The 15,917-nt window shown below is 46.5% G+C and carries 6 protein-coding genes; 3 read left to right on the top strand and 3 right to left on the bottom strand.

The window, feature by feature from the left end; genetic code table 11:
• Positions 1-10 precede the first annotated feature (10 nt).
• From BT112_RS07005 to BT112_RS06995, 3 genes are all read left to right on the top strand, one after another.
• Positions 11-562, top strand: a complete 552-nt coding sequence (locus tag BT112_RS07005; RefSeq protein WP_139276045.1) for an RNA polymerase sigma factor — start codon at positions 11-13, stop codon at positions 560-562.
• Between the two features lie 18 nt (positions 563-580).
• Entirely contained in the window at positions 581-1,195 is a 615-nt protein-coding gene (locus BT112_RS07000; RefSeq protein WP_072316644.1) for a hypothetical protein, read from the top strand.
• 154 nt (positions 1,196-1,349) lie between these two features.
• A complete protein-coding gene (locus BT112_RS06995) occupies positions 1,350-2,501 on the top strand; it encodes an alpha/beta hydrolase (protein ID WP_072316643.1) in 1,152 nt (383 codons plus the stop codon).
• Between the two features lie 70 nt (positions 2,502-2,571).
• Here the strand turns inward: BT112_RS06995 and BT112_RS06990 are convergent, their stop codons facing one another.
• From BT112_RS06990 to BT112_RS06980, 3 genes are all read right to left on the bottom strand, one after another.
• Positions 2,572-3,393 (bottom strand): coiled-coil domain-containing protein, encoded by an 822-nt coding sequence (locus BT112_RS06990; protein WP_072316642.1) that lies wholly within the window; start codon positions 3,391-3,393, stop codon positions 2,572-2,574.
• 64 nt (positions 3,394-3,457) lie between these two features.
• On the bottom strand, positions 3,458-4,411 hold the full coding sequence (locus tag BT112_RS06985; RefSeq protein ID WP_072316641.1) for a PorP/SprF family type IX secretion system membrane protein: 954 nt from the start codon (positions 4,409-4,411) through the stop codon (positions 3,458-3,460).
• A gap of 209 nt (positions 4,412-4,620) precedes the next feature.
• Complete coding sequence (locus BT112_RS06980; RefSeq protein ID WP_083564820.1) at positions 4,621-15,870, bottom strand: T9SS type B sorting domain-containing protein; 11,250 nt, start codon at positions 15,868-15,870, stop codon at positions 4,621-4,623.
• Positions 15,871-15,917 lie beyond the last annotated feature (47 nt).

Genomic DNA, 15,917 nt, shown 5'->3' with positions numbered 1-15,917 from the left:
TTGCCCCAGCATGGAAGTAAAAAGTGTAATACCCGAAAACGACAAGATTATTGAAGTATTTATTACCCGGCATTCCCAGAAGATATACAACTTTATTTTTTCCAAAGTACTGGACAAGAATATTACAGAAGACATCTTTCAGGAAACTTTTATAAAAATGGTCAAAACCCTTAAAAAAGGGGAATACAGTGAGGAAGGCAAATTTTTGTCCTGGGTTATGCGAATAGCTCATAACCTGGTTATAGATCATTTCCGGCAGACACAGCGAAAACGTATTTTCCGGAATTTCGAGGATTTCAGTTTTTTATCGGGTATTGAAGACGGATCTCCTGATGCGGAAAAACACCTCATCCGACAACAAACCGAAAACCGGGTAAAACGACTTATCGAAGAACTCCCGCCCGATCAGCAGGATGTTATCATCATGCGGATTTACAGAGATATGACTTTTAAGGAAATATCCGAAGAAATGGGTGTCAACATCAACACGTCTCTCGGAAGAATGCGTTATGCCCTGACCAATCTGAGAAAAATTGCGAAAAGAAATAACATTTCAATTTAACCAAACATCACCAAACACATGCCTTACATAGAAGAAGACGACCTGATAGCTCTTCATAAAAAAATCGAAAGAGAACAGGACTCCAACCAGAAATTGCTGGACCAGATCCAGGCAAAAAACGAGAATTATGACCAGAGTTTAAAGACACGGAATGCGGCATGGATCGTCACCTCTGTACTGTGTCTTGCTATTATAGGTTTCGGATATTATTTCAACACGGAACTCTCTGCAATGGAAGATTCGTACGCATCGTGTTACAAGAAAAATTCGTTACTCCTGAAAAGTGCGGACAGTACCGCGCTGCTCAAGTCAAAAATATTCAGTCTGGAAACCGAAAAGAACAGGCTACGGAAAGACCTCGACAATCTGAGCACCTCCCCATCTCCGGTTTCCAAGGACTCGGTCTATACCGTTCAGGTGAAAGCTTTTGAACGGGATCAGATCCCGCTTCAATCCAACACAAACTTTATCTATACGCAAAACCCCAACCTTTTTTATGCTTTTTGTATCGGTATATTCGAGTCGCCCGACGAAGCCCGCATCCTGAAAAAGGAACTGGTAGGTATGGGATTTGACGATGTTTTTGTAGCCCTCTATAAAGACGGGAAACGCAACAGAATTATCGAAGACTGAAACGGAGCTTCGCGTTCCGGTACTTTTAAGCCTCCTTTAAAACCCGGATTCACCGGAATACATCATTCAACGGCCTATTAAATATCAGGCCCGTATGATGTATCCCGGGTTTTTCTTTTATCCGCATTTCAATAAACAACTAAAAATTTTTCGAATGAAGCCATATATTTTATGTATTACGATGATAATCTTGGGCCTGAGCAGTATTACCGCTCAGTACAAAGAAATCGTATTCCCTTCTGAAAAACTGGGTGAAGCACGTGATATTCTTTTACACATACCGAAAAACTACGATGCCAAAAAACAATATCCGCTCATCCTGGTCCTGGATGCCGACTATCTTTTTAATATGGTAACAGCCACTGTAAATTTCTTTGTTTATAATGACGAAATGCCCGAATGTATCGTCGTGGGTATACGACAGGAAGGACGGCGAAACAGTGATTGCAGCTATAATGAAGACACCGGATTTCCGAAAGACAAGGACAATAACTTTTTTGAGTTTGTGGGGATGGAACTGTTATCTTCCCTGGCCAAAAAATACAACCTGTCCGGTTTCAACACCATCATAGGACATGGTCTTACAGCTAATTTCACCAATTACTACCTCTTTAAGGATCATCCCCTTTTCGACGCCTACATCAATATCGAGCCTTCATTCGCTCCCAATGTAGAAAGCTATCTTTCAAGTCGTCTCTCTACCCTGGTGTCGCCTCGTTATTATTACCTGATGGCCGCCCAAAAAAACCGAAATCCGGAAACAGCTACCCGAATATCCGAGCTTCATACTACACTTCGGGCTGTAGCCAATGATAATCTCCGGTATAACTTTCAGGAAATCCCGGATTCCGACACCTATACCGTAGCCGGTTATGCCATTCCGAGAGCGTTGTACAGTCTCTTTGAACGTTATCGCCCCATCGATCCCGAGCAATATAGAAAAGAAATCCTGGTGTACGACAAGGGGCCTGTCTATAAATATCTGGACGACAAGTACAGGGATATCGGGGAAATGTATCATATATCCAAAAAGATCCGGTTAAACGATATTATGGCCATTTACGCCGCTGCAATGGCAAAAGAAGACCTCGAAACCATGGAAAACCTTGCCAGGCTTGGTAAAAAGGATTTTCCGGATCACATGATCGGGTATTTTTTCGAAGCAGAATACCACGAAAAAAGCGGGAATACCAAAAAGGCACTCCGGACTTATGAGAAAGCCTTTCTCATGAAAGAAATTGATTTTATGACCAAGGATATGGTGCAGGAACGAATATTTTCCATCAAAAAAGACATGGGATGGTAAATGAAAAAAGCCCCTTTTCCGGATGAAAAAGGGGCACAAAAACTTTTTGGTATTCTTGCACGGTTCTGTGCTATAAAGTATCCGGACAATTATCGAGTTCTTTCCGTATTCTTTCGACAATCTCCCTGAATTTTTCTTTATAAAAATGTTTTGTCTGTTTAAGACTCTCATTTTCCAGCACTTTTTCTTCTCTTTTATAACTTTCGGCAACCTCAAAATCAGTTCCGCAGGAAAAAGCTTTTATGATATCCACCGCAGCACTTTCTATCTGATACAGCCCGATCTCTGCTTTTACCATAAGTTCCTTCTGCGTATCGAGCTCGAGTTGCCGTTCTTGCTTCAGGCGTTGTTCGAGCAAGCGCTGTTCCGTCAACTTTTTTTCCAGTTCTCTCTGCCTGGCCAGTAGTTCTTCCTGCTCTTTCTGCAGGGCCAATTGCTTCTCGGCCAGTGTCACTTCTTTTTCGTACTCCACTTTTTTCTCCTGGTTGAAGTCTTCTTTCGATGCCATCGGTTCTGCTGCCGGAACAGGATCTCCGGCGGCTGTACAGATATCGAGGGCCGTGATGAGTTCTTCCAGGAAAGCACGGGCTTTTTTCACATAAAACCTGCCTGCTTCCCAGTCTTCGGGGTCCATTGCCTTTTCCAGGTTCTGCTTAATATCGTATATAATATCACCTGCCTTATCACATCCACAGCTTCCCAATTGCTGTTCAGCTTTCTCTATGGCCTCCATAGATCGTTTGGCATAATAACGCTGATGATCAAAATTATTTGCTTTCAGCGATTTTCCGCTATGCGAGAATGCGTAAGTCACCGCCGAATAGAGGCTGCTGCAATCTGCAAAAGCAAAAAGGGTAAACATCATAAAAATAAAACTGAGTATATACTTCATCTGAGATAAATAGGTTTGACTTTAAAATCGAAATAACAAGATACAAATCGGGACATACGGATAACTACCATCCTCCGGTATTGAGGGTACACTTGCACTCTCCTATTCCCTGAAAGATATCCACTCCGAGGGTGATCATATGCGTCCCGCTATTGTAACCGAAAATGGAACTGAGCGCCACCTGGTACGAATATGCCGCATAAAAGTTGTTGATCTTAACCCCGGCCATCGGGCCTATATTGAGGGGGTCCAGAATCTGGTCGTTTAGAAAACGATAGGATATACCTGCCCAGTAATAATCTTCGAGATCGTATTTCCGGAATTTGAGATTGAAATCGGTACTGGAGCGTCCGTCACTCTCGAAAATCTGGAAATATACGGAAGGCTCTACCTCAAACTCGCTTCTCTTGTGCTGGCGGAACCTGTAACCGGCATATACATAATAATTACGCAATATATTGGGCTCGGTCACTGCAAAATCGTCCGTGGGCTTATTCAGCAGATTAGCTGCATTAAGACTGATGTAAAATCTTCTGTACCGGTATAATACCCCGACATCAAAGTTGTGATTGTTTACCTGACGGTTACCTGTAATCCCGGGATCGCCCGGATCGAATTCCGAAATATCTATTTTGAACTGATTGAAATTGTAGGAGAGTCCGAAAGAAAGGAAATTGTTTTCATAGGGGTCAATGGTCAGATGGTGCGCATAGGACAACCTTCCGCCATACTGACGGGTATAACCGTTTTTATCGTTGAAAAAGGTTATACCTACACCCGAACGCATGCCAAGGCGCACATCTCCCGCAACGGACTGTGTATTGGGCGAATCCTTTATTCCTACCCACTGGGTCACCCCGTTGGCACGTATCCGTATATATTCGCCTATACCTGCATACGTAGGGGAAATCACAAATTCACTATCGGCAAGATACTGGGTATATACCGGCAGGGTCAGTTCCTGGGCACAGACTTTAACCACAAAAAGTACAGCCAGTATGCATAGTTTTTTTTTCATTTGTTCCTGTTTTTAGACTTCGCCCCAGGTTCTCGCAACACAATTCCTCATCTGAGCAGGAAGTATCGGGTTTTGAAAAACCTGGTAAGAAGACCTTTATTGAGCTCCGAATTTTATAAGTTTTCTTTCAACACTATCCGTCCGGAAATACCCACCGTAGCATTACAGGGTACAGATCGAGTATTTCCGACAAACGGTGGCTTCATTGTTTATCTGTACAGCGTAAAATGTCCTACGAACTCCCTGTTATCATTCTCGCCATTGAGCTTCAGGGTATACCAGTAATCACCCGCAGGTAATAACTTTCCCTTGTAGACACCCGTCCAACCGATTCCCTGTGGCAATTTGGCCAGTTCTCTTCCGTAACGGTCATAGATAATGACAGTCATGTAGGGATAGGACTCGGAATTACGTATTTTCCAGGTATCTTCATAGCCATCACCGTTAGGGGTAAATACATTAGGTATTTCGATGTCTATAAACTCCATGGTTATGGAAGCTGTTGCCACACATCCGTTGGCATCTTCCACCCGGACCGTATACACTGCCGAATGGTTGATATCATAGGTGTTTTTGGTTCCGAGACTGATGTCGTCTACATAATAACGATACCCCCCGCTTCCACCGGTCGCGATCGCCGTGATCTGGTTCAGCCTTTGTACTTCGAGTCTCAGAGCCAGAGGTGCTATTTCATCGATCGTGAACGAGATACTTCGGGCACATCCGTTGGCATGCAGTACTTCTACGTTATGTATCCCCGGGCCGAGGTCTCCGAAAGTATTTTCTGTTTGTCCGGCTCCTCCGTTCAGGCTGTACATCACGTCTGCTGCTACTTCATCCCGCACGTGGATAGTCACGGTATTGGTTGCAAACTCGCCTTCACAGCCATATACAATCTCCGCTTCCGGACTTATGGTTACAGGTGCTTCTAAAGTAACATCCATAACATACTCGCATCCTTTGGCGTCCTTCACATAAATAGTATGGGTTCTCCCTCCTTCGAGACCGGAAAATTCCATACGCCCTGTTACAAAAATGTTCTCACCGTTGAGGCTTGTAGCGTAAGGTCCCGTTCCGCCGGAAACACTGATCTCTATATAAGCATCTTGGTCTCCTTCACAAACTTCCTCCTGCCGGTCTGTTTCCACGGCCCTGAGGGGTTGTGAAGGCTGACCGATAGTTGTGGACACAGAGACCGTACAGCCTGCCTCATCTCGCGCCATAAGGGTATAAGGACCGGCCGGAAGACCGGAAAACACATTGGAAATCTGGAAAACATCTACGCCTTGTATGGCATATTCCACGATGCCTTCTCCTCCTGTGGCCTGCACAGTGATAGCTCCCGTTTCTTCTCCGAAACAGTCCACATCGGTTATTGCTGCTATTTCTATACGATCCAGCGGTTCTTTTTCTTCAATAACAAAAGAAACACGCTTAGTACATCCGTTAGTATGTATAACATCTACAGTATGTGCACCTGGGGTCAGATTTACGAAAGTCCGGTTTGTACGCGGGGTTCCACCATCAAGAGCATAGGTAACTCTCGTCATTTCATCCGGATCAGCGATCTGAACGGTTACCTCGTTTTCAAACGAACTGTCCTGGCAGAAACCATATAGAATTTCTACCTCCGGAACAATATCCACGCCTTCGGGAATGGTTATGGTCTGGTAAGTCTCACAATCATTACTGTCCTTGACAAAGACGACATAGGTTTCGCCCCCGGCAAGGCCTGTAAAATCGAGCTGGCCCTGCTGATAATTATTTCTACCGTTAAAGCTCGTAAAATAAGGAGCCGTTCCACCTGTTATGGTCGCTGATATCGATGCATTGGCATCATCTTTACAGATCTCCCCGGTATAGGAAAGAGCGGCCACAAGCTGATCGGGTTCGGTGATGGTCAGTTCCAGTCTTTCGAAACATCCTGCTTCATCCTCTGCAACTATCACGTAAACTCCTGCGGTGAGCCCATCGAACTCTCCTTCTTCGTGAAACTGATTCAGGTTGGGAGAGATCGCATATTTTACTGTTCCGGTTCCGCCGGAAGCGCTCAGGCTGATTCTTCCTGTAGCACCGCCATAGCACAGCACATTGATGAGATCTGCGTTTATGACCAGAGGGTCCGGCTCGGTTACACGTACAGCATCCGACACCTGTTCACAATCGTCACTTTCCACCCTCACGTAATAATCGCCTGCCAGTAGTCCATCGAACACCCCTGTCGTATTTTGTCTTCCGGTAATGGGGTCCTGGTTTTCGTCCAACAGCATATACACATAGTTGCCTAACCCGCCCGTAGCTGTAGCCCGAATGGATGCGGTGTTATCTCCGTTACAATTAACATTTGCTGCCGTAAGGTCGAGATCGATATGAATAGCTTCGATGGCATTAATGGTTACTTCATTACTCAGCACAGGTTCGCAGTTGTTGGCATCCCTGGCATAGAAACGGTAGGTTCCCGGTCCTACGGTAAATGTATCTGTTGCGGTGTAAGGCCCGTTGATATCGGCACTGTATGTGTACGGCCCACCGTTACCTCCTGCAGCGCTGAGACGAATTACGGCATCTTGTTCACAACTAATAGTACTTTCGATCTCCAGTGTGGGCACAATAGGGTCCGGCGCTGTTATCGCTATGGTTGTAGTCGTAAAAGTACACCCCCAGTCATCTTCTACCGTAATCGAGTATATACCGCTACCCAGATTGCCAAAAACAGGAGTGTTATAGGCATCTGTTGTACTTTCTATCGTTATACCGTCTGTGGCATAGCGATTGAGCCTGTACACATAATTCCCGGAGCCACCGGCAGTATTTTCAGCTGACAACTGCACATTGGTATCTCCGATACATTGCAGATCCGTTCCGGGATCAGCAACAATATCCGCACTGATAGGATCGGGTTGCCGGAGCTCAACATCGTCAAATCGCACCATACATCCTCCTGTATCCCGGACCCAGACCTGATATATATTAGGTGTCAGTCCCGTAATGTCCCTTACGTCCGTAAAATCAGCTGCTACCGGGGCCGGAGCGGTGATGGGGGCCACATAATACGTATGATCTCCCCAGCCACCGGATGCCAGTATGTATATCCTCCCTGTCGGCTGCTCGCAGGTAATCGGAGTTACATGTACTTCGGTTTCATCTTCGATATCACCGCCTGTAGGTTCTGCGATTCCAAACGCTGTTGTGCGGGTACAACCCGGCATATCTGTCTGGCGGAATTCCACATAATAGCTTCCCCCTCCCAGATTGATCATGGGAATTGCCCCATTGACCGAGTTATGGGTTCCCAATCTTCCGGTAGATGTACTGTCCGACGCATTAAAGATCTCCCAATCAAATATACCTGTGTATGGTGTATTGATCATTTCAAAAGTTACAGCCCCCGATTCGGTTCCGGGACATATTACGTCATTGAGAATATGTACACTAATATCAAAACCTTCCGGCTCGGCTACAGTGTGTGTCACGGGCACCATACATCCCGTATCCAGGTGCCTCACCAGGAAAACATAAGATCCCGGAGCGAGGTCGGCTATTGTCGTACCGTACGGTTGCCAGTTATTGGTATCGGGATCTCCGTCTCCGTTGTCCAGACTCCATCGTATACGGTTGGTATTTCCGGTTGTTGTCGTTACCCTGACCGATGCTGTTGCTCCGGAGACACAGGTGGCATCTGTTGCAGTGACCTCCGCAGTCAGTATCATATCGAGTTGCGCTATGGATACCGACCGGCTTCCGGTACACCCTTCGTCATCATATACATTTACCGTAAAGTCGCCTCCGTCCGTATCGGACCAGGCCAATTCGGCAGAGGAACCGCTCTGAAGAACATTTCCGGTCATACTATCCACAAATTCGTAGGTTACATAATTTCCGGAACCTCCGGTGATCAGTGAAGCATCTACACGGATATAGGCTTCCTCCGGATTGTTTCCCGAGTTGCACCCGAAAGGTGTTACCGATACAGCCGCTACCGGAACAGATACCGGAGCCGGCTGCTGAATGATAATATCGGTTATTACCGAAGTACATGCGTTGGTCCCCGTGGCTGTTACGGTATAGTTGCCCGGAGGTACATTTTCGAAACCACTGTTATCCGACATCAAAGACACCCCTGCAGGCATCGGGTTCAGGGTATAGGATAACGGATTGATTCCGTTGTCCGTAGCAGACATCCTGATCATACCGTCCCGGGCACCGTTACAGCTTATAGCTGTTGAACTCACGGTAAAAACCGGTGTTACGGGATCTTCGACAGTAAGTGGTATAACCACTTCACATTCCGAAGCAGTCCATACCGCATTTCCGCTGACGGCATCATATACTGTTATGGTATAATCACCGGCAGAAGCTACGGATAATGTAAACGGATTGGCACTTATGATTCCCCTCGGGATAATAACTTCTCCGGATACTTCATATTCATAATTTCCGGAACCTCCCGCGGCATGAATGGTAATCTGGGCATCTTGCCCTGCGGATGAACAATCCAGTAATTTGGTGATTTCCGCCCCGGCCTCAAACAAAGGATATACCTCTACACGTTCGGGGCCTGCAATACAACCGTTACTATCCATAACCATGATATCATAAACTCCCGGTACGACATTAGCGAAGATTCCTCCGTTAGCCGAATAACTCGCTCCTCCGTCTATAGAATAATTATAGATTCCGGAACCTCCTGTTGCGACAACTTCCATGCTAAAAGGGGAAGCACAATTGTCAATCGTAACAGAAGAAATTTCAGGAGCCTGAGAAACACTCAGCACCTCATTACCTACATCTGCCGCGCAGCCGTACTGGTCCGTAACGGCTATAGTAACACCTACCGGTAATGCCGGGTTCACAACTTTGTCGTACGTAATCCGGACCGGATTTTCGGTACTGACGATATCTTCTGTGAGATTGGTTCCGGATAAGGTGTATGTATAACCTCCCCATCCACCTGTAGTTCCGGACACCTGTACAAAACCCGGTGTGTTACAGCTTATATTTTGTACATCCGTACCGGTAATAGTTATAGGACGCGATTGCCTTATCAGTACATTACGACTTGCTCCGTAACAGACATCTGCTCCAACGGCATCAACCTGGGTTACCACCAGGTAATACTCTCCCGGAGCCAATCCGTTTACCTGTACATCCATAGGAGGAGTATAGGCTACAGGACCTCCGCTGTCCTGTACTACATTATCACTATTATCCAGCAATTCCCAGCGAATATTGTTTTCGTGAATACCGTCCTTATCATCTACGGTAAACGTGATCTCTCCATTCTGTTCTCCGAAACATGCCGGCACACTCTGATGCGTTACTTCGGTATCGATAAGATCATATTCGCCATAAATATCTACATCGTTCACCCGTACACATCCTGTATTATCCTGTACGTAAAAAGAGTATGTTCTACCTGGCACCAACCCGGTGAATACATGCACATTCGGCGGGGTATTCGGCGACATCCAATCTGCCGGGGCAGGAGTATCTGACCCCTCGGTCACCGCAAAGGTATACGGAGGCTGGCCGTCTGTCCCTTCTACCGTAACCTGGAAATCACATCCCACAGCTTCCGCTACGGCATCTATAACCAAACTCACCGGTGGGAAAGGCACGTCAAAAGGATCTTCAAAATCTATGCGGCACACTCGGTTTCCATTTGTATCAACGGTTCGCATAGAAGGATATAGACGGGTCCCCGAAGCGTACCCCCTGAATTCCGGGTCGGCGGACCAGGTGATTCCATTGTCAACACTAAATTCTACAGTCAATCCGGGGTATGAAGGATAGTTCGCAAACAGTACTCCGAATTCATCCGGATCAGTAACATCGCAATCCGCGGGTAAAATAGCCTGGATATCTGCCGTAAGCTCATCGGGTTCCTCCAGGTTTGCGGACTGAGTTTCTTCACAACCATATCTGTCAATAACTTTTGCGGTATATGCCCCTCCGACCAGATTGGTAAAAACCCGGGTAGTTCCAGCAAAATTATTAACCACATCGACAATATTCCCATTATGATCTGCGATCTCAATAGTAAACAGACCATCTCCCGAGGTTATGTTTACCGTAATCGTACCTGTTTCTCCATAACACTGCGGTGATTGGGACGTTACATTGATTCCGAGATCAGGTGCACGGTTTATCGTTATGGTTTCCAGGTATTCACAATATTCTGTATCTCCGTTGTTATCCCTGACATGCACATCATAGTCTCCTTCATTGCCAGTCGTAACCTGAAAAGTCGCTGACGCAGTAAAATCTGCTGCCGTAACATTTGTCCCTGCCGGAACAAATGCATAGATATAGTTTCCTGAACCACCGGAGGGTTGTACCTCAATTGTTCCTGGAGTACAATTGATATCTGTGGGTGTGACCACCGCGGTAAGTTCTTCTCGGATAACCACGGTCTCGGGATCTGCTGCACATCCTGCAGCATCTCTCACTTCTATAATATAAGTCCCGGAGGTTAATTGTGTAAAATAATATCCCTGGGCAGTGGGCGGATTGGGCGTTTGCCATGCGCCTCCGTTAATTCGGAACTGATACCCGCCATTTCCGGCATCTACATCAACAATGATCTGCCCGTTACTGTCCCCGTTATAGCAATTGGATGACACTGCCGTAAACGCTAACGGCGTAGGAGCATCTATGGCTATATCTGTATCGGAAGTACAATAATTTTTGTCCCGGATAAGAACGGTATGTATCCCTGATCCAAGGTTATAAAAATCTGCCGTGGTTCCGGCAGCTGTCCAGTTCACGCCACCATCAATACTAAACTGATACGGCGGTACTCCTCCCTGTCCGCTTACCATGATATCTGCGCCGGTATTACACGTCGCCTCTTCTGTCAGGCTTGCGGTAACTTCTACCGGATCAGGAACACTGACACTTCTTATCAGGGTTTGCTCACAGGCGTCTTCTGCATAACGAACCCTTAATGACACTTCATAGGTGGAAGTATTTACCGGTGCTGGTACTGAGACAGGTGTATTCATCTGGTTTATCCAGGTCACTCCCCCATCCACACTATATTCGAAACCGGTTACCGGATTATAATTACTTGCGGTAAAAGCTATTGTTGTTTCTTCTTCATCATTGCAATACAGATCTGCCACATGGGTAATGCGGGCTTCAAAAGCTTTTCCGTTTTCTATTTGTACCGGAATATCTATTGTTCCGGGACATTGCTTTGGTACCTGATAAACTACAATATCATCCAGCGCCAGGTCATTTCCGTTGACGACAGCCGAATTGGTACGGATCACGATATCGAGCTCGGCATTATTTCCCGGGTTCAGGGGAATTTCAAAGTTGTGCCAGTCATCATCTCTCGGAATATCGGAGGTTATATGTTCTGCAACGACATTGTCGTTATTATCGACCAGTTGTATCACAAGGTTCGGATCTCCGAGCCCCGGATCGGTACCGGACCTCAACAGGTTCAGTCCCCAGAGTGAAACGGTGACGTCCCGATCCGGAATAATATCACGGACGGTCCGTCTATATACTATACCGCCTACACCGACAGCTGCTCCTACATTGACGACCAGCATCCTTCCTCCGGCATTACCGGTATGGTCGGAAGGATTAAGCCATGTCCCATACGGATAGGCTATCGTATTGGTAACAGCGTACTCTCCGTCATTGATCTCCGGGTTAGAGTTGGTCGGACAGTTTGTCCCTAACCCCGTTTGAGGCTCAAAACAATAAACGTCACCCATATAAGCAGTGGGTACGGTAGGGCCTGCTCCGAAAGTCTCTATCATCAGCGTACTGGGAGGGGGTGGATTCTGTGTAATATAATGTACGGTAACCACATGGTTACCCGGACTGATCCCGGTAAATACATTGGAGATACTGTCAGGCGTATTAACTACGCCGTCTATAGCGTACCAATAATCATATCCGGTTGTAATATTATCAAGGTTAACAGTGGCTTCCGCATGACCTTCGCAATCATAATCTCCCACAGTGATCGTTGCGGTTGGAGGTGTTAGTGGCGCAGGTACTTCTACCTGCATGGTGTATGTACAGCCATTGTCATCTCTTATGTACAGGTTGTGGGTTCCGGAAGGTAAATAACCGGTGTTATTACTGCCATAGGTGATCCCCCCGTCAAAACTATATCGGTATGGCGGGGTTCCGCCCTCGGCATTCACTACCCTGGTCTGTCCTCCTGCATTAGCATCACATTCTATGGTTTCGCTTACTCCCGAGGTAGCAGTCAGCGGTGCATCGGGCTGAGATATGGTAATCTGGTAGATATCCGCTGCACAACTGTTGCCTCCTCTTGATTGTGTCACCGTCAGGGTATACGCACCGGGAGGCAGTTCTTCAAAATTGTTACCTACCCGGTATGCGGCGGTAATATCATTGCCGTTAACATCTTCGAGCAGATACGAAAAATCGAATCCGCTTACCGGTGTAAACATCACCCGTATTCTTCCGTCATTTTCTCCGAAGCAGGAAATATTTTCATGTTCAACGTCATAATCCAGTGGAGGATAGTCCTCTATGGAAACAGCACCGGAATAGGCCTGGCATCCATTGGCATCCGTAGCTACGAAAATATAATTTCCGGCAGTATCGATCTCAAAATCCCCGTCGGACTGATAATCTGCGGGATACTGCGGATTTTGAGCCGTACCGTTTATACGGTATATGGCATACATATACGGAGTGCTCCCCCCGACAGCATTCATGCTGATGATCCCGGTACTGTCGCAAAATATATGTTGCTCGACAGAGGCAGTGAGTTCCAGGGGGGCGAGCTTGTCTACGGTTACAAAACCATCATCCCAGTCCAGGGAACAGTCTCCGTCTTCTGCGGTTACTTCGATATGATACGTATTCGGATCGTTAATCCCGGAATAGGTAAACCTGTTATCGTTAGTCGGGCCGTACGTAGCAAAAACCGTACTCCCGGTCTGATTGGTTATTCGGTAAAAATACTGAGGCCCCACTTCCTCCACCGAAATGTCGATGCTTCCGGGTCCGCAGGCAGAAACAGGTTCCGTATCGATGTTTACCGTAAGGTTACGTTGCTGAACAACCAGGTTATCCAGGCGGAACACACACCCTCCGTCCACATCTACCTGCCGGATCTCTACTTCGTAAATTCCGGCTGTATTGACATCTATGTCGTTGTTGTTTTCCTGCCATGACAGGATCTCGACACCTCCGCGGAGCCAGCGATATTCATATCCGGAAGGGACATTGCTTACCGTGATATTCCCCGGGTTGCCACAGATCATGTTTTCCAGTGCCGCCTGAGGGTCGAGGTCATTCGTGTATACATTAAAATAAAACCTCGAAAAGCATCCTCCCGGGTAAGATATTACCATTCGGTATTGCCCGCTCCCGTCGGAGCCTATTTCATATTGTGCTCCCGTAGCTACCGTATTCCAGGTACAAGACGAACTCTTATTGGCACATACCGCATCGCGATCTGCAGGTCCGCAGGCTCCGTTCTCGTTCAGTTTTTGCCACTCCACATTCTCTACGTTGACTATTCCGATATTTATAAGTCTCCGGTCACCTAAACCACAAAGAAAAAATTTCGGGAGGCTGCTTCCGTCATCCGTACAGGTTTCAACCACATCGGCTTCGGATAGCAACGGATTGCTCTGCACAGTTCCGAAAAGTTCTACATTGACAACTTCATTGAGATCCGGGCATGAGGACCCGTCTGCGGTTTCTTTAAATACCGTATAGGTCCCGGGAGTATTTACGGTAATGCTCTGTGTATTCCCCACAATAATACCATCACTGTTTCTCCAGGTATACGTTTCAAAACCACCCCCGGCAGTAATAGTCAGTTCTCCGGCACACAATAATTCATCTCTCTCGAACGTACATACCGCGGTATTGGCCAGGATATTTACAGGAACCTGCTCTCCTTCGTAACAACTGTTTACACCGCTAAGACTGGGATCTTCGGTTATCACTTCTCCACTGTCCACTCCTGTATAGGTGGCAAATGCCTGATTTCTGATTATATGCGAACAGGCCTCGGTAAAATTCATGCAATCGGTAGCGATGCTCACCTGAATTTCTATCCACCCTACAGGATCGCCTGCTTCAACGAGATTGTCATTGACGTTAAAAGTAATTTCGCCCTGAGCCTCATCGTGGGTCCAGGAAACCCCGTTACTGGCTGTGATATTGACATTGGCCCGGGCATTGACCGGGAGCAGATCGCGAATAGAAAAATCACGGGCATCATCATTTCCTATATTCTGAAACTCGATCCTGTATATCAGTGTTTCACCGAGATTCACCTCCTGGTTCGACATATCGTTACCCTCTACATCCCTGATATGCTTTACCAGACGAATGTCGGGCATAACCACCTCGGCACTGAACGCACTGAAAAATGGATAATATGCATCCTGCGAAGTCGTAAACCGCATAGTGGCTTGTGTTTCATTATTAGCCAGCATGTTGGTAATATCGATAATCGTGGCATCATATCCGAGTGTATTACTACTGTTCGGAACTCTGTCCAGAAATTCCACATCATTCCGGGATATCCTTGCATTGAAAAAGTTATTGGAGGGGTTCAGGTTATCACTCACAGTCTGAAAAGGACCGCTGTTTCCACCCCTTAACAGAAACTGGTCGTTATTAATACCCCGGTCCCCTTCCAGGGCAAGCGTCATTAGGTTGGCTCTGACCGGTCCTACCGGATTGGTACGAAAACCAGAAACTGGTACATCTACACTGGATTGCCCATCTCTTGTGATTGCGGCAAAACCATCGAAAGAGGTAATGAATTTTGCCGGAAGTGCCAGGTCTTCATAAACAAAAAATATCGTCCAACCTCCTGAAGCTCCACCGAAATAGTATTTATTTCCACGTCCTACCCGGACATTGGCCAGCGTATATTCGCCTTCCGGGTTATCCAGATCCCGGACATGCTCAGTAATATCTACAAAACAGGCATAAGGTCCGTTATCTTCATCAAAACCCGAAGCGTTATGTCCATCGAAAATAACTTCCCCGGTAAGGTCCAGATAACCGGATGATCCCGGCAACTGCAGCTTGACCTGGTCTATGCGGCGTCGCGTATTGTCCGAACTGGTTTCCGACGGGTACGTCCCCGCCCAATACAATCCGGCATACAGTATTTTGTAACAATCGTCACTATCGGTAATAGCAAGAGTAGCTCGACTGGAACTGAATGTAGAATTATTGCCATCAACATCGATATACTGCATGTTAAAACCATCATTATTGTCGTTTCCGTTATAGGGATCATTAGGACCGCCACGCCAACCGGACTCCCTGCTGATCACATTATTGGAAATCATGGTCATATTTCCACGGATTCTGTTTTCGTACCGGACCTCGAAAGGTTTCAGGAATTGCCCGTATATCGCGGACGTCCCGGCAAACAGCACATACAGTATGAGGACAAATGACCTTAAAGCTGTACTATTTTTCATCATGTAACTATTATTATTTGAGTTTGATCTGTTTTTTTTGATGGAAAACC

Source organism: Sinomicrobium oceani (assembly GCF_900119185.1).
Taxonomy (GTDB): Bacteria; Bacteroidota; Bacteroidia; order Flavobacteriales; family Flavobacteriaceae; genus Sinomicrobium; species Sinomicrobium oceani.
Note: the sequence above shows the minus strand (reverse complement) of the source record. Positions and strands in the feature narration are given on the sequence as shown.